Source organism: Schaalia sp. lx-260 (genome assembly GCF_021083645.1).
In the GTDB taxonomy this organism is placed as follows: domain Bacteria; phylum Actinomycetota; class Actinomycetes; order Actinomycetales; family Actinomycetaceae; genus Pauljensenia.
This window is the reverse complement of sequence record NZ_JAJNRQ010000002.1, coordinates 14420-37119: the sequence shown is the minus strand read 5'-3', so window position 1 is coordinate 37119 and position 22700 is coordinate 14420. Positions and strand designations below refer to the sequence as shown.

Sequence of the window (22700 nt, the reverse complement as noted above, 5' to 3'; positions counted from 1 at the left end):
AGAGCGGGTCAGATGGGCAGGTGGATACATCACACAGTTAGGTTTTGAGCGTAAGACAGTAGTGGAAACCTGTACACTCGCCTGCGCGTATCTGCCGGTTATTCACAGGTCAATCCGTTTTACATCTGTTGTTCAGATGGAGGAAGTGGCGGTGGTTCGTGAGTGTCTGCGCGGTGGCGAGGAATATGGCGGATATTCAACGAGGCAGAGTTTTTCTGTGCTTCTCGATGCGCTAGGCGGCGCAGAACGTCCTCTACGGTTTCCGTTTCAGGTTCGCTTTCCTCATCGGTTTGTGATGCGGAATGAGAAGGGGCATTCTCCGTCACATCCGCTGAATTTTTCGTGACATTTGCCAAATAGGCTTCAATCACATCTCCGATATTTTGGGTTTCTGTATGCGGCGCAGAGGTTACATCGTCAGAAAAGGAAGTTAAGGGAGCAATACCGTTGGCCCCTGTTAAGGCATCGTAGTGTGTTTCTAGGGCTTGAACAGTTTCATGGATCTGCGGATTTTCTTCCGTGAAACTTTCAAGAGCTGCGATATCTTCGGCAGCTCCACGCTCTAAATCCCCTACTGGTAAAGCCAGTCCCGTTAGTTCAGAGAGTTTACGCAGGATCGCTGAGGATACTGCAGGATAAGGACGATCAGCCATGTAGAAAGGAACCGATCCGAGTAAAGCCACTCCGTCAATACCTGATTCAGCTAAGCGTGCTTGAACAAATGAACTCACAGGAGAGGGAAAATACATTGGCTGCATCATCTGTGGTTGAGGCGGAATCAAAGAAGAATCCGTTGCTTGAATGTGAACTTGCGCAGGCCGCGTGTGTGGAGTTCCCGCTGGCACACCATGCAAAGACACCGTGATTTCCACTCCTGCTTCTTCAGCGATCTGACGTATGTGGGAGGCAAATTTTTCCCACCGCATATCCGGTTCAGGACCGTGAATCAGCAAAAATGGCTGTCCTAAATCATCATCGACACGTTCCACAATAATCTCGGGCATATTCAGATCGGTGGATACCCAGTCCTCTACTGTCAGCACTGGCCGGTGGGCGCGGTAGTCAATAAATTCGTCCGTGTGGAATGTTGCAATCCGGTCTGTACGTAAGGCGTGACGCATCTGTTCTACTGCGATATGACCGGCAACCCCCGCATCAATAGCGCCATCGAAATGTAAAACCAGGATCGGTGACTTTACTCCCCATGCAGGCCCTTGATCGTACAACGGCATAGCGCTCCTCCCCTGCGTACGTATGTGTAGTGATACTGTGCCGTATTGATGACATTGATGTTTTCTATTGTGAGTACCACGCTACCCGCTTACTCAAAAGAATTCCCGTCGAAAAGAAAATGTGGCAGGAACATCAGTCTTTCTTCCAGCATTTTGAGTAAGAAATTGACACAATGGTGGGTCCCTTCTTTTTCAGATTCACTGTGGAGGCACTGTGTCGGATTCGCCGCATTCGAGTGATATCTCGCGTGAAATCACCCGCGAACAGGTTTTTGTTGACAATGCTTACCGTCATCTTGATGACCTGCGGGACACATATCGTCAGCGTCAAGCTCGTGTCCACGCCAACCACGGGGTAGGAAATGCGCAAGGCTGGACAGAACGCGATGCTATTTCAGCTCATTACGGGAATATGGCCGCGCGCTTAGATGGCGTAGAAGACCGACTGGTCTTTGGCCGACTTGACGATATGGAAGGCAAGCAACGCTATATTGGGCGCACCTCATTATCTGAAGAAGATGGCACTTCGCTTCTTATTGACTGGAGAGCCCCCGCTGCCGCTCCTTTCTATCGTGCCACACCTATTGACCGGCAAGGCATTGTTCGCCGCCGTCATATTTTGACACGTGCGCGCACAGTTTTAGGGATTGAAGATGATGTCCTTGATGCCCAGGCAGCCAGTGAGTCCGGTTTAGAACTTCAAGGTGAAGGCGCTTTGATGGCAGCTTTAGGTAAAGCGCGTGATGGTTTTATGGGCGATATCGTTGCTACCATTCAGGCTGAACAAGATCATATTATCCGTGCGCAAAGTAACGGTCTGATCGTTGTTCAAGGCGGTCCCGGAACTGGTAAAACTGCTGTTGCTTTACATCGAATTGCTTATCTTCTTCATGCTGAACGTGAACGTTTAGAGCGCTCAGGTGTGCTTTTAGTTGGTCCTTCACGTGTCTTTTTACGTTATATCGAAAAGGTCCTTCCTTCTTTAGGTGAAACAGGCGTTGTGTCTTTAACCGTAGGTGACCTTGTCCCAGGTATCAAAGCTCGTGGCGTTGAATTACCTGATGTTGCCTACATTAAAGGTCTTTCAGCGTGGACACAGATTCTGCATCGCGCGGTTCGTACTCTTGTGCAAATTCCACTCCATGACGAAGTCCTTGATGTGTGGAATCGTCGTGTTACTCTTCGGCAAGACGATGTGGTACGCGCAGCAAAATATGCACGTCGAGGTGGTCGCCCTCATAATGTTGCGCGTGATGTTTTTGCTTTAGAACTGATGAAAGTCTTGGCTCGGCGTTTAATCACTGAAGCTGCGGGCATACCTGAAAGTTCTGATATAGATTCTGAAGAATTTACTTTGTGGCTCCAAGAAATCCGGGATTCTGTCAGCGCACGTCGAGCAATTAATCGTGCGTGGATGCCTACTTCTTCCCTTACCCTTTTGGAACGTTTATGGGCTAAACCAGCTTTACTTGCACGACTCAATGATGAAGTAGGCTCTCCTTTATCACCTGAGCAGCTCACTCAGTTAGCTCGCCCACGTACTTCTCCTATAACAGTGGCTGATATCCCTTTACTGGATGAATTAGAAGAATTACTTGGTCCTTTACCTTCCTGCGCTGCTTCGCGTTCTTCTGCGCATGATGATGAGGCAACGCAGGTAGAACGCGCACGTGAAGCAATGGAGGCTTTAGGGCTTGGTGGCGGTATTGTTTCAGCAGAAATGCTAGCTGAGTCCGTTGCAGGTGCCGCAGAATTTACTCCACTGGCTGAACGCGCTGCCCGTGATCGTACCTGGACTTATGGGCATATTGTGGTTGATGAGGCTCAGGATCTTTCTGCGATGGCGTGGCGGTCTTTGCTGAGGCGTTGTCCTGCTCGTAGTTTCACGGTCGTCGGCGATTTAGATCAAAGGCGCGGTAATCATCGTATTGCCTCGTGGTCTGAGGCTTTGGGACCTGCTGTGCGAGCTTTGACCGATGAATTTGTTTTATCTGTGTCATATCGGACCCCTCGCACGCTTACTGATGTAGCTGAACGTGTTCTTGCGCGCGCAGGTATGCCTGTTATTCACCCTATGCAGGCTGTACGCGATGTGGATGATTGTTTGCATATAGTTGATGCGCGAGACGAGTTTCCAACGCATGATGATGACGAAGCTTTACGGATGGCTGTTGCGGCAGTGCTGCGCCACGTATGTGAGGTACTTGACCAGCGTCAAGGACGTGATTATGGTCGCGTAGCGGTCCTCCTGAGTGCTGATCGTGCCCGAGCTTGGGGTGGTGACACTGTAGGCATGTCGACGCTGACTGAGCGCGTAAGCGTATTGTCGGCGAGCGCCTCTAAGGGTTTGGAATTTGATTCCGTCATTGTTGTGGAGCCTTCAGAGATTCTTCATGATGGCCCTGGGGATTTATTTGTGGCTTTGACACGCGCAACCTACGACCTCACTGTTGTGCATTGCCAGTCTTTACCTGCTGGTATGGATGAATGGGAGTAGGGAAAGTCCGTCTCACGGATATTCCTGTTTCTTTCTAGCTGAGCATGGCACGATTAAAGCTATGACTCGTGTACTTCTTTTAGAAAATCCTCACCGCGTATCTGATGATGTTTTCCAGCAGGCAGGTATTGAGGTTATTCGTCATACGGGAGCACTTGATGAGGATGAACTCATACAGGCTCTTGATGGCGTTGACTACGTTGGTGTGCGTTCTAAAACGATGGTGACTGAACGAGTGCTGCGTGCTCGTCCTCATTTACGTGCTATCGGCGCTTTTTGTATTGGGACAAATCAAATTGACCTTGGGTGCGCTACTTCTTTAGGTATTGCTGTTTTTAATGCCCCGTATTCTAATACCCGTTCCGTTGTGGAGTTAGCGATCGGTCACATCATTAATTTGTCACGACGTGTCACAGTTAAAAATTCTTGTTTACATCGCGGTATATGGGATAAGAGCGCTGATGGTGCGCATGAGGTACGTGGACACACATTAGGCATTATCGGTTACGGCAATATTGGTAAGCAGCTGTCTGTTTTAGCTGAAGCTATGGGGCTGAATGTTATTTACTATGACGTGGCAGAAAAGCTTTCTTTAGGTAATGCCACACAAATGCCGACTTTAGAATCAGTACTACGTGAAGCTGATATTGTGTCCATTCATGTCAATGGTTTACCTGATAATGCGGGTTTATTCGGTGAGCGTGAGTTCTCTTTAATGAAACGCGGTGCTTTATTTATCAATTTGTCGCGTGGTTTTGTTGTGGATGTGGAGTCTTTACGCGATCATCTGCTCAGCGGTCATCTTGCTGGTGCTGCCTTAGATGTTTTCCCTTCAGAGCCTAAGGCGAATGGGGATCCTTTCACATCGGTACTTTCAGGTCTTGATAATGTGATTCTCACTCCGCATATTGGTGGTTCAACTGAAGAGGCTCAGTGGGATATTGGACGTTTCGTATCCGGTAAGATTGTTGATTTTGAGAAAACCGGTTCAACGGATATGAGTGTCAATTTGCCGAATTTGCAGTTGCATTCTTCGCCTTCAGCTCGTTTCCGTATTTCTTTGGTTCACCGAAACACACCTGGTGTTTTGGCTTTGGTTAACCAAGTTTTCGCTGAGTCTGGGGCCAATATTGAAAGTCAGATTCTGTCTACGTCAGGGTCTACAGGATATGTGCTTACTGATATTTCATCAGAGTTACCTGTGGAGGCTTTAGCGGCAATTGAGCAAATGAATGACACTATCCGTCTTGTTGTGACGGCTATTCATCGCTGAGGCGTGTACAGACTCATCTTTGAAGGTTTATCTGCGTATTGGTTTTGTTGCCAAGATTTTTAATCTAAAAGTGTAGGCACTGAATCTTGAGGTGGAGTTTTTTTGCGACGGGTGTGAGCTGTGGAGCGTGCTTGTGCGCTTTTTTTACGCCCTTGGAGTTCTTCGATTGCTTGAGCAAAATCTTCTACGCTATTGAAGGCACGGTAAACCGAGGCGAAACGTAAATACGCTATTTCGTCGAGGTCGCGTAAGAAAGGCAGGATGGCTTTTCCTACTTCTTCGGAGGACACATTTGATACTCCTGAGGACCGTATTTGTTCTTCAACTTGTTGTGCAAGATAGGCAAGCTGATCGCCGGTGACATCAGGGCGGCCACGGCATGCTTGTTTGAGTCCAGAAACAATTTTGTCGCGCGAGAATGGTTCCACGACGCCTGAACGTTTCACCACTTGGAATGATGATGTTTCCAAAGTTGTAAAGCGTTTCTTACAGGTAGCACATTCCCTTCTGCGACGTATGGAGGCACCATCATCAGCGATTCGGGTGTCTACTACGCGCGAATCGGAACTCTGACAGAAAGGACAATGCACCCCATAAAATTACGTTTACATTGAGTCCAATGCAAGAGGCACACGAATAGTAGACACTTTTTCCACACATATCACGGCGATAAACACTATTCTTTCGCGGATTTTGCAGTTTCTGTGTCTTTTTTCGCCACCCTTTATTCGTCATACGTGCGTGAGCTTCCCTATACTCTGGGATTTTGATACGCATAGCGTGAGCACATATATATCGACACAAAAACTTCAGTTATTTTCTTTTATGTTGAGGCATCTGCGACGTATTCATCCCGCACGATGCCACACAGACTGAGGAAAATAAGAGCCTCTGACCTCTTATATAGCAAAACATCTACTTGTCATACCGAGGAAGCGCAATCGTCTGCCCCACAAGCAAAGTTCCATCAATAGGATTCAAACGTTCGATATCCGTGACTACTTCCTCAAGAGGACGGCTTGTTGGCACCGTCGCAGCTAAACTCCACACAGAATCCCCTGCACGTACTAAATGAACGCTTGTCGGAATGTGAGAGATATCAGGCTGCAGAGCAAAACCTATATGTGCAGCACATACGCTAGCAATAACAGTACCGAATATCGCAGCCCCCACTTTCAGCGCAGAAAAACGATACTGGCGTATCGCTCGTGTACGAGGAGGATGAGGACGACGAGCAGCCGCAGGGTTTTCTGACCGTAAAGCACGACGTACACGACGACGTGAAGGCGCCATGCGAATATCAGAAACCGTTGCAAGAGGCATATCCCCTGCACTCAATACACGCATGTCATGTTCCGTAGCGATTTCATATGCTTTAAGCGCCATTTCTACCTCCACAAACTAGAACATATGTTCGTCGAACACATGTACGATATCATTATTTTTCGGTAATGTCGAGAACCGCTCGAACATGTGTTTCACTTCGACGATTTATTCGCATAACCTGTGTATTACTAGTGGAACAGCAGGCACCCACATCTGCGTACCGCCCGGGAGGAACTCATGGAAAAAACACCGCTCACTGAACGGCAACTGCAAATACTGCATCACATATCCGCACATGCACACAGCCACGGCTTTCCCCCGTCAGTACGCGAAATTGCCTCAGCAGTTGGACTCGCTTCCCCTTCAACAGTGAAGCATCATCTCGATATTCTTGAACGTGACGGATATCTCCAACGAGTTCAAGGTTTACCACGAGCACTTGAAATTTCTGAAACTGGTCGCACCCTATTAGGCCACGGCAACACGCAAACACCCCATGACAATTCCACCGAAGCTTCATTCATTGATATCACTGTTCCAGTTGGACATGCCGATGAGGAAGCCTCCAATATCCCCCTTGTTGGAAGAATTGCTGCAGGAACACCTATCACCGCCGAACAATACGTGGAAGATATCTTTCAGCTACCCACCCGCCTAACCGGGCATGGACAACTATTCATGCTGGAAGTACACGGAGATTCAATGATCGAGGCAGGCATCCTCGATGGAGATTTCGTTGTGATCCGCGCACAGCACACAGCACATGAAGGTGAAATTGTTGCCGCCATGATTGAAGGCGAAGCCACCGTCAAAGTATTTTCACGCACAGGTGGACATATCTGGCTTTTACCCTGTAACGAAAATTACTCACCTATTGACGGTGACACTGCAACTATCCTTGGTCGCGTTGTCACAGTACTGCGATCCCTCTAAAAACATGCACAATGTCAGTACCGGACATATTTCCGCCGCAAGCATCATGATCTGCTCATAAAAAGAAACGACCGCAACTACCCAGACTCACACGCATAAGACATAATAAAAATCCTGCCCTTACAGCCAAAAGCCACAAGGACAGGATTCCTGACAAAAATCAGCAGATACAGCTCTTAAAAGCCCAGATCGCGGGCCACCTGACGCAAGCGCTGCGCAGAAGCAGTTAAACCATCACGTTCACTTAAAGTCAATGGTGGATTCAACACGCGCCCCGCACCTGCACGCCCCACAATCGTCGGCGCAGCCATACAGACATCTGAGATCCCTTCCCAATCCTCTAAAAGAGTGGAAATAGTAAGTACACGGTTCTCATCACGCAAAACAGCTCCTGCAATACGTGAAGCCGCCAAACCAATCGCGTAATTCGTTGCGCCTTTACCCTCAATAATCCGATAAGCCGACTGGACAACATCTTCAGCAATACGACGACGCAAATCAGCGTCAAAAAGAGAACCTGACAATGTTGGCCCCCAATGACGCAACGGCACATTACCGATTTCTGCACTTGACCACAACGCCACCTCAGAATCACCATGCTCGCCCGCAATGTATGCGTGAATATTCTGCGTAGCAACACCTGTTTCTAAGGACACCAGATAACGCAGACGCGAAGTATCAAGGACCGTTCCTGAACCAAAAACTTGATTACGAGGCAAACCGGTAATCTTCAAAGCCGCATATGTCACCACATCCACTGGATTTGTAATAAACATAAAAATGGCTTCAGGAGCAACCTTTTGTAAATTCGGCACAATCGTCCGCATCAGTTCCACAGTCGAACCTGCAAGCTCCAAACGCGACTGTCCTGGTTTTTGTTTCGCCCCAGCAGTCACAATTACTAAATCAGCGCCGCGAACAATTTCAATATCATCAGATCCTTCCACGCTACTCGTTGGCGTGAATTGAATACCATGCGCAATATCTAAAGCTTCAGCCTCTACTTTCGCTTTATTAATATCATGCAACACCACCGAACGCGCATCCCCTTTAATGGCACACGCATAAGCAACAGCCGTGCCAACAGCACCTGCACCTACCACAGCAATTTTTGATGGACGTCCCGTAGACATCGGATACAAGCTCTGTACCTCGCTACTCATCTTTACCCCCTACACACATGTTATTTTTTATAACTATTTCTATCATCACATATTTTCTGATCTACTATGTGCAACCTACGTCACAGATGAAGATAAGCGCGACAAAGCCTCACGCACAATTTTCGGATCACTTGTAGGCCACAATGCAGGCATTGAACGACGAATCATCGCGCCATAGGACTTTGTCACCAGCCTTTTATCAAGAACAGCAAGCACACCACGATCTTCACTGGTACGCAAAAGACGTCCCGCGCCCTGCGCCATCAATAAAGCAGCACGCGGAAGAGAAACCGTCCAAAAACCACTCCGGCGATTACGTTGAGCCACATCCGATAACGCCTGTATGACAGGATCATGAGGATGAGGAAAAGGGATTTTGTCAATAATGACCAAACGACACGACAACCCTGGCACATCCACGCCCTGCCATAAACCTAAAGTTCCCACCAAAGAAGAATTCACATCATCTCTGAACTGTTCAACCAGCGAGGACACACTCGCATCCCCCTGAGCAAAAACCTGAGTGCGTACCCGTGAACGTAAAACCTCTGTAACGCTATGAACTGCCCGACGAGACGAACAAAGCACTAAGGCTCCCCCACCGCTAGCCTGCACAAGATCGACAATCTCCTCCAGAGCCTCCAAAGAAATACCTGAAAGATCAGGAGGAGGCAGATGACGGGCCACATAGAAAATACCCTGATGAGCCTCATCAAATGGGGTCCCCACATCTATACCGCTCCACGGCACATCCGACACAAACAAGCCACATTCGTAAGCAATCGGATCAAAAGAACTACCCACATTCAGCGTAGCAGAAGTTAAAACCGCAGGTCCTTGACCTAAAGCCACCGTTCCAATTGCCCGCGCCACATCCAATGGGGCAAGAACCAGCTGCGGATGTGGGGTAGATGATATTTCAGAGTATTCCACCCAGGTCACTGTTTCCTCGGCAGGACGCGACCATGCGGCACATACAGCAGTAATTTCATCAAGAGCAGCCCGCGCCAATGTTTTACTGGCTGCTTCCGCGTCTGAGTCACTGACTTGCGTGTACGCATCCCGACATGCCTCATCAAGACGACGCAGAGCGTCATGTAAAATTTGCGGCCGCTCGTAAAGGAGGCCAAGCGGTAAATCCTCAAGAATCTGCGAAAGTTCCTGTGTGATTTCTTCAAGAAAATGTGTATCAATACGCCCATGCGTACGAGCAGAACGAGTAACACGCGCTAATTGAGAAGCAGACAGCGACACAGCAGCTTGCGAACGCACCCGTTCAGCCAGTTCATGCGCCTCATCAACAACCACCATATCAATGTCAGAGAAAAGATCATTCTCCCCTGTCGCATGAATCCCCAACAAGCTATGATTCGTGACCACAATATCGGCATGAGCAGCTTTCTCACGGGCATTATGAGCAAAACACTCCTCCAACATGGGGCATGAACGGCCAATACATTCACGCCGAGACACGCTGACATGACGCCATGCGCGATCTGTTGGCCCAGGCACCATATCGTCACGATCACCTGTGGGCGTTGTACGTGCCCATTCACGTAAACTCATGATCTCAGCAGCTATAGGTGAAGTAGGGCCTTCGGTTTTTTCAGATTCACCCGGCAAAAGCGAAGAATCAAAAAGCGTATCCTCATCAGGATATCCGCCTGCAAGCTTATGCATACATATGTAATTACTCCACCCTTTGAGCAGAGCCACACGAGGCGTATAGCCGACAAGCCCCTGAAGGACCTTACTGACAATAGGAGCATCATGTGTGAGTATTTGACGTTGAAGTGCCAAAGTTGCCGTAGAAATCAGAACCCGCGCATTGCCTGTCACCGCATGAACACACGACGGAATCAAATAGCCCAGCGATTTTCCTGTGCCGGTTCCCGCTTGCACGAGGACGCGAGCGCAATCACGAATCGCCGTGGCAATCGCATGCATCATCTGTGTTTGCCCGGGGCGCACTGTTCCAGAAATATCAGAAAGGACGCGACTCAGTACTGTGTCACATAATTCTGTCAGGTCCGGTGTACTTTCTGCTTCCCCATCAGGCGCACTCTTGAGCTCGATACCCGGCGTAGTCCCTCTTTTAGTCTCTCTTTGAGAAAGCACATCCGCAGCGCACGAAAGATCAGCCTGCCCGCCCGACACAGCGTGACTATTACTTTCCTGCTCCTCATTTTCTGCAGGAGTCAGATCAGGGGATTCGCTCTTAATATCAGCGTTCTTTCCTTGGGTTCTTTCAGCAGTTTTTTGCGAGGGTAATGTCTTGTCGCTGCTAGGCAAGGAGGGGTGCGAAGCAGATTGCGCTTCATTCATGTGTTGTCCTGCGCCCCCGCCTCACGTAAAAGCTGTGCGAGGCGAGCCTCTACACGTGCCACAATATGCGTGCCTTCTGAACCGTATTCTTCGCTTTCGATTTCGCCTTCTTCATGTACGAGGTGAACCAGGTCCCCTCGTGAATACGGAATTGTCATATCTACCTGCACCCGTGGATGTGGAAGCATATCCTGTATCACAAGACGCAGATCTTCCATACCGTGTCCCGTCCATGCTGAAACAGCAACAGAGTTCGGGAAAGCTGTGCGTAATAAAACAAGCTGTTCCGGTGTCGCTAAATCTGCTTTATTGAGCACAATTAATTCAGGAATCTCACGCGCACCCGGAATCGTATCGAAAACTTCATGTACCGCACTTACTTGCCCTGCAGGATCAGGGTGAGCAGCATCAACCACATGCACAATAAGATCTGCTTCAGCGACTTCTTCAAGAGTGGAACGGAAAGCCTCAACTAATTGGGTAGGTAATTGGCGGACAAAACCAACGGTGTCAGTGAGCGTGTAGAGACGACCATCCGGTGCTTCTGCTCGGCGAACAGTAGGGTCAAGGGTGGCAAATAAAGCGTTTTCTACAAGAACTTCCGCACCAGTTAAGCGATTCAGTAGCGTTGACTTACCTGCATTCGTATATCCCGCGATTGCTACCGAAGGTACACCTCCACGACGACGTGATGCCCGTTGAGTATGACGTGAAGGCTCCATTGCTTTAATATGCGCACGTAGACGAGCCATTCGAGTGCGGATACGGCGACGGTCTAATTCGATTTTGGTTTCACCTGGGCCACGTGAACCAATGCCTTCACCACTTGCCACACGGCCACCGGCCTGTCGGCTCATTGATTCACCCCAGCCTCGTAATCTGGGCAGTAAATATTCCAGTTGCGCCAGTTCAACCTGAGCTTTACCCTCACGAGATTTTGCGTGCTGAGCAAAAATATCAAGAATCAGTGCTGTACGGTCCACCACCTTGATTTTGACAACATCTTCAAGGCCACGTCGCTGGCTGGGCGCGAGTTCACCATCCACGATAATCGTGTCCGCCCCATTTGCGGCCACAAGTTCAGCGACTTCTTTCGCTTTTCCTTTCCCGAGGTATGTAGCTGGGTCAGGGGTAATTCGACGTTGGATCACGCCATCTAACACTTCTGAGCCCGCTGTTTGAGCAAGAGCAGCCAACTCTCGTAAAGAATTTTCTGCTTCCTCCTCAGTGCCTTGTGTACGTAGCCCCACAAGAACAACTTTTTCAAGTCGAACCTGTCGATATTCAACCTCGGACACATCTTCAAGTTCCGTAGATAAACCACGTATACGACGTGTACCTGCACGGGCTTCTCGTTCCAACCATCCTGCATCATTGCGCGTATCTTGACCATCGGTTGATGCTAAAGCTGTCCCTTGGCGAGCAAGAACACGTGCCACGATTTCTTCTGCTCTGCGAACAGATTCATCGTGTGGCTCTAGCTGTTGGCCTGTATGCGGCATAGGTTTCCTCTCGAAAAGCTCGTGTCGTGATGCGAAATACTCCCTCTAGTGTTTCATGTTGAGACATTTTTTGCGTGCTTCATGGAGGTGAGCTTCAACCTCGCGTAGGCTACGCATGTGGACCAACAACAGTATTTCACTTCCTCAGCTCCTGCTACCGATAACGAACTACGCGTACTGCGTGCAACAGCGCGCGGTCATGATCTTGAAATGTGGGTGTCTGATAAGGTTTTTTCTAGCGGGCGTATTGATTTAGGAACCCGACAGCTCCTGGCTGAAGCGCCGGCATTACCCGATCAGGGTTTTTTCCTTGATTTAGGGTGCGGTTGGGGTCCTCTAGCTATCACAATGGCTTTGGAGTCCACGCAGGCTCATGTATGGGCGGTTGATGTGAATGAGCGGGCACTTGATCTGACAGCCCGTAATGCCGTTCATAATGAGGTGGAAGATTGTGTTGAGGTCTTAGATGCCACTCGCGCTTTGGAGCGTGCTCACGCTGAAAATCTGCGTTTTGATGTGATCTGGTCGAATCCACCGGTCCGTATCGGTAAAGAAGCGATGCACACCATGCTGACAAGCTGGCTGTCTTTACTTGCCCCTACGGGACGGGCCTATTTAGTGGTTCAAAAGAATTTAGGCGCAGATTCTTTGATTACGTGGCTGAGCAGTGTAGGTTTTCCTGCGCAAAAAATTGCGTCAAAGAAAGGCTATCGGATTATCGAGGTGCTCCCTCACGTATAGTCAGGTGTAAATGTCACCATGTAATATCTGCGATATGGGCAGCAGGGCCTTTCAGTAAAACTGGCGCAAAATCAGAGTCTCCTAAGTCGATCTCAACCATGCCACCGGGAATATGCACATGCCATGTACGTGGAGCATCCTCCCCTCGTCTACGTGCCGCAGCAACAGCCGCAGCACAGCAGCCGGTACCGCATGAAGCAGTTTCGCCCACGCCACGTTCTAATACACGCATAAGTAAACGACCACGTTCCGCGTTGATATCGCTCGGAGTCGTTATATCAACTGTGAGTTCAAGATTCGTGCCGTGAGGTGGGACAGGATCGTACACAGGACGTAAAAATTCGGGGGCATATGCCGCATCTACTGTCGGTAATACAGCATTTTCAAGGGCTTTTTCATCTCGAACGTCAATGACTTCATGAGGATTTGGCATATCCACGTGAATTGAACGGTAAGTATCGGGCAGGCCCGGTACACGTATCCTTGTTTCTTCCCTACCGTTGGTGCGTGCCTGGCCCATATCCACGCAATACCAGTTTTCTGCCTGCTCTGTGCTGCTAGGCAACCCTGTTTCGTTTGATATCTCAGGGATTTGTGAGGTGTTATTTTTTCTTGCATCTACATACTGCGGCGTGGGAATGAGGGTGACACGACGGATTCCTCCTCGTGTGCGCACGTCAATTGACTGGCCTTCATCGAGGCTAATGTAGCCACGCCTACGCAGGTGGTGTACGAAAACACGCACACCATTTCCGCACATTTCCGCCAGTGAACCATCAGCGTTACGGTAATCCATGAACCACATGTCACCGTGGCGCACACAACGTATAAAACCATCAGCACCTATACCGCGTGTAGGTGAACACCACAATGCAACCTGTTGGGCAGATATGTCATACGTATTATCAGGATCATCACAGAGGACAAAAGTGTTTCCTGTGCCATGCCCTTTTGCCAATATCATTGATCTTTGAAGTAGTGACATATGTTCTGTCCTTTACCTGCCCTCATATACCGCAATTGATTCGTGTGGTGCAGCGGTTTCTTTCCCCTTATTTTGTCGTATTTATCCTTCCTACTTTGCGGCGCGTCCACAAAATGTTGATAGTGGGAGGTACGTTTTCGACACGTCACTTCTCTGGCAGATGGTAAGCACCTCACGCTTTGTATGCATTACACCTTTGCCCCTCAATGAGAGTCAAAAACACACGTACTCCTTCCCTATCACGGACCTAAGTCCACATGTTGAGAAAAATAATATTTCTTTCCTTAAGACAAAGCAGACTGATCAAGTGAGCAAATCCAAGGAAGGTATCTCATGTCCCCATTATCCACCTCTATGCGCCCCTACTTACGCTACTGATTTAGGTGTCCGCCAGATAACAGATCCCAAGACTTTTTATGAAGAATACCTGCGCTTAGCGCAGCTACCTCCTATAGAAAAAGAATTAGTTTTTGACCATTTCCAAAAACGAGATATTCTTAGCTTTTCCAACGATATAGATGGATACATTTTATTTTTTGGAAACTACACGATTGCCTCATCAATAATTTTAAGACAAAGAAAAGATTTATTGAAATATGGCTCATATGACACATTAATAAAATGCGGAGTAATACTTGCCGCGATTTCAAATTATTATGCATTAATGGCAGTAAAAGAATTCACATTAATTGGCGCTTTAACTTCACTAGACACCGCAGGAAAAATACTCGTATCGAGTTTATATAAAAATGGACAGACCCAGCTATCTTCAGAAATAAACAAGATACGCATATTAGATCCTCTTGGAATACACATGTCTAGGGCCATCAAAATGAGAAAAATAGAGGAAGTATGCTTTTAACAGCTTCTGATCTTGTCCGTGATTTCCGTGCCCCACACTCTAGTGTACGCGCTGTTAACCATGTATCTTTCACACTGGATTCTGGTGAAATTTTAGGACTCGTCGGCCTCAATGGGGCAGGAAAAACAACGCTCGTTTCTCTGTGCACTACCATGCTGGCTCCGACTTCTGGCAGCCTCACAATATGTGGAGTTAATGCCCTCAAACGCCCTTTAGCAGCCCGCAGATTTATCGGTGTTTCCTTAGGTGGCGACAGCGGTTTCTACCTTCGTTCAACCGTAGAAGCAAACCTCAGATTTTTCGCTTCCCTTGCTTCAATCCCTCCAAAAGAACATGACCAGCACATCATGCGTCTCCTGCGTTTAGTGGACCTCACGCAGCAAAGTCATACAGAGGCAGGCGCGCTTTCGCGAGGGCAATATCAACGACTCCACATCGCTAGAGCACTCCTGGGACATACACGTATTCTTATCCTCGACGAAGCCACAATGGGACTTGATCCTGATAGTGCCTTACATATTCGTTCGCTCATAGCACGTATTGCCTGCGAAGGAACAGGAATTATCCTCACCAGTCATTCAATGGAAGAAATCGAAGACCTCGCCACACGCATTGTTCTTATGGACCACGGATCTTTTATTGCGCAAGGAACCTCTCACGACATCATCTCTTACGCAGGCCTCACGCAGGTCGCACACACGCTTATAGCAGCCCACAACCTCGCTCGCTTTGATGAAAAGACCTGCCGTACCCTTTTAGGAGATCAAGGAGCAGTCAGCCTCAGACCCGTCGGTGTACATTGGAAAGCCACTTTCTACTGGCACAAAAATCCTGATGATCTCGTTGCTTTCATCCACACATACTGCACGCGACAAAAAATTCCTATTCCGCAAGATATTCGCCTAACAAATGCTCAGCTTCAGGACGCTTTCATATATCTGTCACGCAGAAATGCTCCTGAAAGATAGATTTTCATGAACCGCATACGAATAGCTTTCTTTTTTTTGGCATCAGTACGCTTCAGTTACTTATTTCGTTCACCTCATGTTCTTCGCTACTTTTACTGCTGGGATCACTCAACGTTTTGCTGTCATTGCGTGGGAAACTGACCCATATGCGGCCTTTATTCGTACCGCCCTCATTGGCATGTGGGCAACTTCTACCAGCGCTGCAGGAATCATCAGTTTTGAACGTAGGCGAGGGACTTTACTTTATCTTTTTACGTCACGTACATCACGTGTCTTTGTCCTTATTGCCCTTATTTCAAGCGTTTCAGTCTTTTCGCTTCTGTCTTTCCCACTTGCCACACTGATATGGATTATTCCTGGTCACGGCCACCTTTCCATGTCGCTTCTTTTGCCTTTACTGCCTCATTTGATTTTCCTTATGACACTGTCATGGGCAGGTTTATTCGGCGTTACTCTGATCGTTGCTTGTATTTTCGTATTAACTACACATGCGATGGCTTATGAATCACTTCTTTTAACTCCACTCCTCCTCTTTTCAGGGGTTCTATGGGACGCACAAGGTCATTCCCTCTGGGAAATAGTTATACGGAGCATTTCGCCGACTATGCGCCTATTTTCTCTTATGTATAAGCTGCCAGTATTTTTGTCATCTGCTGAGGGATTCACGTGCTCTGAAGTACTCTACGCCTTAGGAACAATCACCGGATGGACTTTCTTTGGTTGCTCCTTATGTATCCTATGCGCACATCACGCCTACAAGAGCGGAAAGATCGGGGCCCGCTGATGTGGTTTTCACGTTTTTTATCCGCCCTTTTGCTTTCCCGTACTTCATCGCATTACTGGGCAACAGGTCGTACCCTATGCGTTTCTCTTATAGCGGCTCCGCTTCTTGAGATTATTGCCTCGGTTTTCTTGGGAAAAGCTCTGGGCGCTCCCCTACTGGATGCCGTGGCTTGCCGATTTATTTTACTTGGCACAGTTATCATCAGCGCCAGCACATTCACTTTGAGCGTGGTTACTGACAATACAAACGGTATCCTCCCTCAGGTCCTCACTTACAGACGTTTCGACACAGCATATTGGTGCCCCCACAGCACATTATCTGCTTTCTCTGGCGTTTTATCAGGTCTTGTGTCAATTGGGGCGTTAATGCTCTGTTTTACTCCATTTTCACCTATCATGACACGCGCATGTCTCTTATTACCTTGCACCGCAGTTGCAGGATGTGCTCTCGGTTTCCTGTGCGCAACATGCGCTCCTTTGACTCAGGACCCTTTTCTCCTTCTGAATACTTTCATCGCTATGCTGCCACTCAGCACGGGGGCGCTTGTTCCATTACACAGCTATCCTGCGCCTTTGTCAGCTCTTTTTATGTATTTTCCGTTTTGGCACCTCATCAGTAGTATCGAAGCCCCTCAGTCCGATCTTTTTTCATATATTTTCTTTGAGGTTGTCGTCAGTCTTGTAAATTGCGTTCTTGCATTATTTGCTTTATATGCCCTGCGTCAGAGAATCCGTCAAGGGTCACATAAAAAGGCGTAGTGTCATATGTTGTGAATAATTTACACACGTCATTCATGAGGGATAAGTGGAAATGACACACTTTCATGCTTCTGTCAGAATCAGAAGCAAGACATGTACACAGCCCTGCCTGTAAGGGTATTAGCAACGGGCAAGATGATATGTCACAGCTTGTACAGCCTGCTCCAGCAGTTGTTCTGGTGCAGCAGGTGGCAGCCATATCACCCGATGATCTGGGCGCAGCCACTTTAATTGTCGCCTCGCCAACTGACGGGTCGCTAATGCCACCGAGTCGCGGGCCTCGTCCAGACTGATATGCCCATCAATATAGGCCAAAGCCTGAGCGTAACCTGTTGCTTTTGAAGCGGTCTTACCTTCACGTAATCCCAGCGGAATCAAAGAATGAACTTCTTCAACTAGGCCCTCGTCGAACATCTTTTGTGTGCGCACCGCAATACGTGTATCAAGTTCTTCTAGGGGACGTTGTATCCCAAGCATCACAGTCGGCTGGTAATAGACACGCTGCGGCATAGTTGCAGAATAAGGTTTCCCTGTCAGTTCAATGACTTCAAGCGCTCGAATAATGCGTCGCGTATTATTCGGGTCAATGTGCCGCGCAGCTACAGGATCATTTTCGGCAAGTCGCCGATGAAGTTCATGAGTATCAGCGAGCCTCTGCGCTTCGGCTTCTAAACGTCGTCGAATAGCAGGGTCAGTGCCCGGGAAATCAATAACGTCAAGAAGCGCACGCTGGTAAAGTCCCGACCCACCGGCAACAATCACCATATTTCCGCGTGAATGAATCTGCCTCACATCTGCGCGGGCTTGCTGCTGGTACAGGGCGGCTGAGGCTTCCTGTGTGATATCCAAAGTGTCAATGTGATAGTGAGGAATCCCGCGACGATCTTCAAGGGGAGTCTTTGCGGTCCCAATATTCATGCCGCGATAAAACTGCATAGAATCTGCAGAAATAAGTTCCGCATTCCCCGGAGCCTCAAGGTATTCAGGCAGTTTTTCAGCAAGATCAAGTGCAAGGTCACTTTTTCCGGAGGCAGTTGCGCCCACCACAGCAACTATGAGTTTCCACGGTTGAGCTAACCGAGGGAGAGCAGCGCTTGATGATAGCTCACGAGTGGAAGAAGGTCCCTCCCCCATGCTTTGCGTACCCTCCCCCTCTACGCGCGCAGGCACAGAAAGGTCACCTGATATTTCAGGTAACTCGTAGCCTCCCATGATTAACCCGTTCTTATACGCACTTATGCTCGGATTTTCAGTGTGGGAATACCCAACTGTACTCGTGTGTCTTTTGCGGCTTCCTCGGCAGCTTGTCGTGCTTGCCATGCGTCACCTGCACGTGTACGACGCACATCGAATAAGCCTCCACTAAGCGCTGAATCAGCAATCAAATGGTGCGGCGCCCCGTAAGTGACAGTGGCACGCACAATATCACCTGGACGCGGCTTATACATATCAGGTAAGCCCTCCGGCACTGCAACATGAACAAGGCGATTATCACGTGCACGGCCTGAAATACGCGAAGTAGCGCCGTCTTTACGACCTTTCCCTTCAGCGATCAGGACTTCAACTTCTGTTCCCACAAGGGCCGCATTATCTTCAGCGCAGATACGCTCTTGGAGGGCAAGCAAGCGTTTATAGCGTTCTAAAGCCACGTCTTCTGGTACTTGATCGTCACGATCAGCAGCGGGCGTTCCTGGGCGTTTGGAATATATGAAAGTGTATGCAGAGGAGAATCGTGCTTCCTCCATCACTTCTAATGTCTGTTGGAAGTCCTCCTCAGTTTCCCCTGGGAATCCCACAATAATGTCCGTGGTGATCGCCGCTTCAGGGATAGCTGCACGCACACGGTCTAAGATGCCCATAAATTTTTGCCGCCGGTACGAGCGACGCATTTGCCTTAAAACCGCGTCAGATCCGGACTGTAAAGGCATATGGAGGCTAGGCATCACTGTAGGTGTTTGCGCCATAGCTTCAATCACGTCATCGGTGAAAGCAGCAGGGTGTGGACTTGTGAAACGTACTCGTTCAAGCCCATCAATAGTGCCGACAGCACGTAGAAGCTGAGCAAAAGCCCCTCTTTCACCGAAACCCACACCGTAGGAGTTCACGTTTTGCCCTAGTAGTGTGACTTCAATAGCGCCTTCAGCGACAACAGCTTCAACTTCAGCAAGAATGTCACCTGGGCGACGGTCCCGTTCTTTTCCGCGCAGGTGCGGCACGATACAGAATGTGCACGTGTTATTACAGCCTACGGATATAGATACCCACGCGGCATAAGCACTTTCACGGTGAGTTGGCAGTGTGGAGGGGAAAACTTTCAGCGCTTCTTCAATTTCAACGGCAGCGCGACGATTATGTTCGGCACGCGCAAGGAGGACAGGCAGCACATCAATGTTATGTGTCCCAAAAACAGCATCCACCCAGGGGGCTTTCTCGATGATCCCGTCACGCATTTGCTGAGCGAGGCATCCTCCAACAGCAATTTGCATTCCGGGGCGTTCACGTTTAACAGCGGCTAATTGGCCTAGATTACCGAATAGGCGTGTAGCAGCATTTTCACGTACAGAACATGTATTAATGACAACAACATCAGCGCCCATATCGCCCGCATCTGTCGCGCGTGCTGCGGCTTCAGGAACTAAATCGACAGGGACAAGGCCAGCACCGTCAAGCAGACCGGCAATACGTTCCGAATCATGCTCATTCATTTGGCAGCCTAAAGTGCGCACTGCGTAGGTGCGCGGCAACGTGGTGTTCATTTCAAGAGTCATCGTCGTCGATTCTAGGTCTTTTTGATCTGTATTCCGTGTTCAAAAAGGGGTGATGAGGTAGTTCTCTCACTCCGTGAGGACAACAAGCTGTTCCCCTAGCTTCGTATTGCCTGAGGACGCATACGAGTTGAGGAAGTTTTCAAGAAAACTCATGTTTCTTTTCCTTTAGGCATTACGACTGAGTACAAAGCTGAGGATCAGAGTGTGGATTTTTCATTTCTCACACAGTTTCTGATATTTCTTTTCCTTCCACGAGAACCGATAGCAGACGAAGTACACATTCCACGGTTTGAGTACGTACATGCGTGCGATCACCGACAAAATGATATTCACGATGCGCATATCCGCCATCCCATGCAAGAGCTATGTGCACTGTTCCAGCTTCGTGCCCATCTGCTGGTCCTGGTCCTGCGACACCGGTTGTACTCAAACCAATATCAGCATGTAAAAGGGCACGCACATTCTGTGCCATTTCGATAGCAACATCACGGTGTACTGGACCATGCTGTTCGAGAAGCTCAGGTGAAACGTCCAGCAAACCAGTTTTCAGGTCAGTTGCATATGCGCATACGCCGCCACGTAACACGTGAGAAGCTCCCGCGCTGTCCACAAAGCGCGCGCATAAAGCGCCGCCTGTTAAAGATTCAGCGCAGGCAATTGTTAGTTGATACTCTGCTAGTCGATGAATGAGGGCTGCCGTATCTGTGCGATCAGTGATTGTCTCCATGTTGTGTTCCTGGGGCAAAGATGGCTTTCTGCGGTATTCAGAGTTAGTCGTCATATGCATATTCCTCTGATTCGTGATCGGTCCACGAGGATAAGCTTTCCTGCACGACCCTGTGAATAATGTGCTGTGGATAGCCTTTTCTGGCTAGCATTCCCATGAGACGACGTTGAGCAACATGCGTGTCCAATGCGAGCATTGTTCGTTTTTTCTTATGTGCTAGTTCGCAGGCTTTTTCGTATTGATCTTCACTACTTATATCGGCAATGGCGCTGGCAATATTGTTTTCGTCTACTCCTTTGCGTCGTAAATCCTCCACCAAGGCTCTGCCAACTTTCCCGCTGAGCGTAAAAGCAGAGGAAACAACTGCTCGAGCGTACGCAGCGTCATCAATTAAGCCTACACTTTCAAGCCGATCAAGGACTTCTTCAGCGATTTCTTGCGAAAAACCACGCGACAGTATCGCTTCACGAAGCTGAGCACGAGAAGCCGCATGTGAATCTAAACGACGTAAAGCAACTTCTCGTGCCGCTTCTACAGCGTGAACACCGGTCAAAGCAGCATTCTTTTCCTGCAGTTTCCTTATTTTTTCTGCAGGAGAGACATATTTTCGCCGTTGTGGTTCACGGGCGTCACGACATTCTTCTGGATCAGAGTACAGCACCATTTCTCAGGCCTTTCAGCACCGAGCACGTATCAGAAACCTGCCTCTGCTGATGGGTCCTCTGCCTCAGTAGCCGCGTCGTCTGTTTGAAGTTCTGCATGTGGATCTTGTGCAATACCAACAGCAATTAAAATCTTATTTTCAATTTCTGCAGCAAGTTCAGGATTATCAGCAAGGAACTTTCGGACATTTTCTTTTCCTTGGCCCAACTGGTCTTGTTCATAAGTGAACCATGAACCTGATTTATGGATAACCCCTGTTTCTACGCCCATATCAATAATGGAACCTTCACGAGAAATTCCTTGCCCATACACAATGTCAAATTCGGCTTGCTTAAAAGGCGGAGCCATTTTATTTTTCACAATCTTCGCACGTGTACGGTTTCCGACAAGTGTGCTTCCGTCTTTCAACGATTCAATACGTCGCACATCAATGCGTACTGATGCGTAGAATTTCAGGGCCTTGCCGCCTGTTGTTGTTTCAGGAGAACCAAAGAAAACACCAATTTTTTCACGCAGCTGATTAATGAAAATCGCTGTCGTGCCGGTCGCTGAAAGAGCGCCGGTAATCTTCCGGAGGGCTTGACTCATCAATCGTGCTTGTAAGCCCACATGAGAATCCCCCATTTCACCTTCGATTTCCGCTTTTGGAACCAAAGCTGCAACAGAGTCAATAACAATAATGTCAATTCCACCTGAGCGAATCAGCATGTCAGCGATTTCTAAAGCCTGTTCACCTGTATCAGGCTGTGACACTAACAAAGCATCAGTATCCACACCAAGTGCACGCGCATACACAGGGTCAAGTGCGTGTTCAGCATCAATAAAGGCAGCATTCCCACCAGCTTTTTGAGCGCTCGCAACAGCATGTAATGCCACAGTTGTTTTACCGGATGATTCAGGACCATAAATTTCAATGACACGACCTCGCGGCAAGCCGCCTACACCTAAAGCAATATCGAGGGCCAATGAACCTGTAGGAATCACTTGAACAGGGGGGCGAGTCTCCTCCCCCAGACGCATCACGGAACCCTTACCAAACTGTTTATCAATCTGCGCAAGTGCAACTTCAAGAGCCTTATTACGGTCATTTCCTGTGTACACCGATGCGCTTTTACGTGAAGCTCCCATGGGTATTCCGTTCTGTTCTGGGCCTCGCCGGCCATCGTCTTATTCTGGTCTTGAACACCTATGCC

At 48.6% G+C, this 22700-nt stretch carries 20 protein-coding genes; 8 read left to right on the top strand and 12 right to left on the bottom strand.

Annotated features, from left to right (window positions below; translation table 11 throughout):
• Nucleotides 1-119 precede the first annotated feature (119 nt).
• Nucleotides 120-1232: a PAC2 family protein gene (locus LRP57_RS02165; protein WP_231204673.1), complete on the bottom strand. Its 1113-nt coding sequence runs from the start codon at nucleotides 1230-1232 to the stop codon at nucleotides 120-122.
• 214 nt (nucleotides 1233-1446) lie between these two features.
• Here LRP57_RS02165 and LRP57_RS02160 point away from each other — a divergent pair, with 214 nt between their 5' ends.
• Together LRP57_RS02160 and serA are read left to right on the top strand one after the other, a co-directional pair.
• Nucleotides 1447-3729: a HelD family protein gene (locus tag LRP57_RS02160; RefSeq protein ID WP_231204672.1), complete on the top strand. Its 2283-nt coding sequence runs from the start codon at nucleotides 1447-1449 to the stop codon at nucleotides 3727-3729.
• 61 nt (nucleotides 3730-3790) lie between these two features.
• Complete coding sequence (gene serA / locus LRP57_RS02155; RefSeq protein WP_231204670.1) at nucleotides 3791-5002, top strand: phosphoglycerate dehydrogenase; 1212 nt, start codon at nucleotides 3791-3793, stop codon at nucleotides 5000-5002.
• A gap of 59 nt (nucleotides 5003-5061) precedes the next feature.
• Here serA and nrdR read toward each other — a convergent pair whose 3' ends face one another.
• On the bottom strand, nucleotides 5062-5592 hold the full coding sequence (nrdR, locus tag LRP57_RS02150; protein WP_231204667.1) for a transcriptional regulator NrdR: 531 nt from the start codon (nucleotides 5590-5592) through the stop codon (nucleotides 5062-5064).
• Nucleotides 5593-5917: 325 nt separating this feature from the next.
• Entirely contained in the window at nucleotides 5918-6388 is a 471-nt protein-coding gene (locus tag LRP57_RS02145) for a LysM peptidoglycan-binding domain-containing protein (RefSeq protein ID WP_231204665.1), read from the bottom strand.
• Nucleotides 6389-6565: 177 nt separating this feature from the next.
• Here LRP57_RS02145 and lexA point away from each other — a divergent pair, with 177 nt between their 5' ends.
• Entirely contained in the window at nucleotides 6566-7261 is a 696-nt protein-coding gene (lexA, locus tag LRP57_RS02140) for a transcriptional repressor LexA (protein ID WP_231204663.1), read from the top strand.
• A 176-nt stretch (nucleotides 7262-7437) separates the two neighbouring features.
• Here lexA and LRP57_RS02135 read toward each other — a convergent pair whose 3' ends face one another.
• The 3 genes from LRP57_RS02135 to hflX form a co-directional block, all read right to left on the bottom strand.
• On the bottom strand, nucleotides 7438-8424 hold the full coding sequence (locus LRP57_RS02135; protein ID WP_231204661.1) for an L-lactate dehydrogenase: 987 nt from the start codon (nucleotides 8422-8424) through the stop codon (nucleotides 7438-7440).
• Nucleotides 8425-8499: 75 nt separating this feature from the next.
• Nucleotides 8500-10749: an ATP-dependent DNA helicase gene (locus LRP57_RS02130; RefSeq protein WP_231204659.1), complete on the bottom strand. Its 2250-nt coding sequence runs from the start codon at nucleotides 10747-10749 to the stop codon at nucleotides 8500-8502.
• Nucleotides 10746-12251, bottom strand: coding sequence for a GTPase HflX (gene hflX / locus LRP57_RS02125; RefSeq protein ID WP_231204657.1), 1506 nt, complete (start codon nucleotides 12249-12251; stop codon nucleotides 10746-10748). Before hflX ends, LRP57_RS02130 begins: the two co-directional genes overlap by 4 nt.
• A gap of 117 nt (nucleotides 12252-12368) precedes the next feature.
• Between hflX and LRP57_RS02120 the strand changes: the two genes are divergently transcribed.
• Nucleotides 12369-12992, top strand: coding sequence for a class I SAM-dependent methyltransferase (locus LRP57_RS02120; RefSeq protein WP_231204654.1), 624 nt, complete (start codon nucleotides 12369-12371; stop codon nucleotides 12990-12992).
• Between the two features lie 13 nt (nucleotides 12993-13005).
• On the opposite strand, the gene dapF is transcribed toward LRP57_RS02120, so the two are convergent.
• Nucleotides 13006-13977 (bottom strand): diaminopimelate epimerase, encoded by a 972-nt coding sequence (dapF, locus tag LRP57_RS02115; protein WP_231204652.1) that lies wholly within the window; start codon nucleotides 13975-13977, stop codon nucleotides 13006-13008.
• Between the two features lie 307 nt (nucleotides 13978-14284).
• On the opposite strand from dapF, the gene LRP57_RS02110 reads away from it, so the two are divergent.
• The 4 genes from LRP57_RS02110 (at nucleotide 14285) to LRP57_RS02095 (ending at nucleotide 17349) form a co-directional block, all read left to right on the top strand.
• Nucleotides 14285-14839: a hypothetical protein gene (locus LRP57_RS02110; protein ID WP_231204651.1), complete on the top strand. Its 555-nt coding sequence runs from the start codon at nucleotides 14285-14287 to the stop codon at nucleotides 14837-14839.
• Nucleotides 14830-15807, top strand: a complete 978-nt coding sequence (locus tag LRP57_RS02105) for an ABC transporter ATP-binding protein (RefSeq protein WP_231204649.1) — start codon at nucleotides 14830-14832, stop codon at nucleotides 15805-15807. The genes LRP57_RS02110 and LRP57_RS02105 overlap by 10 nt, the downstream gene beginning before the upstream one ends.
• 76 nt (nucleotides 15808-15883) lie before the next feature.
• Nucleotides 15884-16591, top strand: a complete 708-nt coding sequence (locus LRP57_RS02100; protein WP_231204647.1) for a hypothetical protein — start codon at nucleotides 15884-15886, stop codon at nucleotides 16589-16591.
• Nucleotides 16591-17349 (top strand): ABC transporter permease, encoded by a 759-nt coding sequence (locus LRP57_RS02095; RefSeq protein WP_231204645.1) that lies wholly within the window; start codon nucleotides 16591-16593, stop codon nucleotides 17347-17349. Before LRP57_RS02100 ends, LRP57_RS02095 begins: the two co-directional genes overlap by 1 nt.
• A 120-nt stretch (nucleotides 17350-17469) precedes the next feature.
• Here LRP57_RS02095 and miaA read toward each other — a convergent pair whose 3' ends face one another.
• The 5 genes from miaA to recA form a co-directional block, all read right to left on the bottom strand.
• Nucleotides 17470-18561, bottom strand: coding sequence for a tRNA (adenosine(37)-N6)-dimethylallyltransferase MiaA (miaA, locus tag LRP57_RS02090; RefSeq protein WP_231204643.1), 1092 nt, complete (start codon nucleotides 18559-18561; stop codon nucleotides 17470-17472).
• A gap of 23 nt (nucleotides 18562-18584) precedes the next feature.
• On the bottom strand, nucleotides 18585-20117 hold the full coding sequence (gene miaB, locus LRP57_RS02085; RefSeq protein ID WP_231204641.1) for a tRNA (N6-isopentenyl adenosine(37)-C2)-methylthiotransferase MiaB: 1533 nt from the start codon (nucleotides 20115-20117) through the stop codon (nucleotides 18585-18587).
• Between the two features lie 220 nt (nucleotides 20118-20337).
• Complete coding sequence (locus LRP57_RS02080; protein WP_331274732.1) at nucleotides 20338-20898, bottom strand: CinA family protein; 561 nt, start codon at nucleotides 20896-20898, stop codon at nucleotides 20338-20340.
• A complete protein-coding gene (locus tag LRP57_RS02075; protein ID WP_231204639.1) occupies nucleotides 20888-21508 on the bottom strand; it encodes a regulatory protein RecX in 621 nt (206 codons plus the stop codon). The genes LRP57_RS02080 and LRP57_RS02075 overlap by 11 nt, the downstream gene beginning before the upstream one ends.
• A gap of 29 nt (nucleotides 21509-21537) precedes the next feature.
• Nucleotides 21538-22635: a recombinase RecA gene (gene recA / locus LRP57_RS02070; protein ID WP_231204637.1), complete on the bottom strand. Its 1098-nt coding sequence runs from the start codon at nucleotides 22633-22635 to the stop codon at nucleotides 21538-21540.
• Nucleotides 22636-22700 lie beyond the last annotated feature (65 nt).

What these genes read in the sequence shown, in the direction of transcription:
- hflX (WP_231204657.1), bottom strand. Translation starts at nt 12,251, where the DNA reads ATGCCGCATACAGGCCAACAGCTAGAGCCACACGATGAATCTGTTCGC.
- serA (WP_231204670.1), top strand. Translation starts at nt 3,791, where the DNA reads ATGACTCGTGTACTTCTTTTAGAAAATCCTCACCGCGTATCTGATGAT.
- LRP57_RS02145 (WP_231204665.1), bottom strand. Translation starts at nt 6,388, where the DNA reads ATGGCGCTTAAAGCATATGAAATCGCTACGGAACATGACATGCGTGTA.
- LRP57_RS02135 (WP_231204661.1), bottom strand. Translation starts at nt 8,424, where the DNA reads ATGAGTAGCGAGGTACAGAGCTTGTATCCGATGTCTACGGGACGTCCA.
- miaB (WP_231204641.1), bottom strand. Translation starts at nt 20,117, where the DNA reads ATGACTCTTGAAATGAACACCACGTTGCCGCGCACCTACGCAGTGCGC.
- lexA (WP_231204663.1), top strand. Translation starts at nt 6,566, where the DNA reads ATGGAAAAAACACCGCTCACTGAACGGCAACTGCAAATACTGCATCAC.
- LRP57_RS02080 (WP_331274732.1), bottom strand. Translation starts at nt 20,898, where the DNA reads ATGACGACTAACTCTGAATACCGCAGAAAGCCATCTTTGCCCCAGGAA.
- LRP57_RS02095 (WP_231204645.1), top strand. Translation starts at nt 16,591, where the DNA reads ATGTGGTTTTCACGTTTTTTATCCGCCCTTTTGCTTTCCCGTACTTCA.
- LRP57_RS02075 (WP_231204639.1), bottom strand. Translation starts at nt 21,508, where the DNA reads ATGGTGCTGTACTCTGATCCAGAAGAATGTCGTGACGCCCGTGAACCA.
- LRP57_RS02105 (WP_231204649.1), top strand. Translation starts at nt 14,830, where the DNA reads ATGCTTTTAACAGCTTCTGATCTTGTCCGTGATTTCCGTGCCCCACAC.
- LRP57_RS02130 (WP_231204659.1), bottom strand. Translation starts at nt 10,749, where the DNA reads ATGAATGAAGCGCAATCTGCTTCGCACCCCTCCTTGCCTAGCAGCGAC.
- recA (WP_231204637.1), bottom strand. Translation starts at nt 22,635, where the DNA reads ATGGGAGCTTCACGTAAAAGCGCATCGGTGTACACAGGAAATGACCGT.
- LRP57_RS02165 (WP_231204673.1), bottom strand. Translation starts at nt 1,232, where the DNA reads ATGCCGTTGTACGATCAAGGGCCTGCATGGGGAGTAAAGTCACCGATC.
- dapF (WP_231204652.1), bottom strand. Translation starts at nt 13,977, where the DNA reads ATGTCACTACTTCAAAGATCAATGATATTGGCAAAAGGGCATGGCACA.
- miaA (WP_231204643.1), bottom strand. Translation starts at nt 18,561, where the DNA reads ATGGGAGGCTACGAGTTACCTGAAATATCAGGTGACCTTTCTGTGCCT.
- LRP57_RS02100 (WP_231204647.1), top strand. Translation starts at nt 15,884, where the DNA reads ATGTTCTTCGCTACTTTTACTGCTGGGATCACTCAACGTTTTGCTGTC.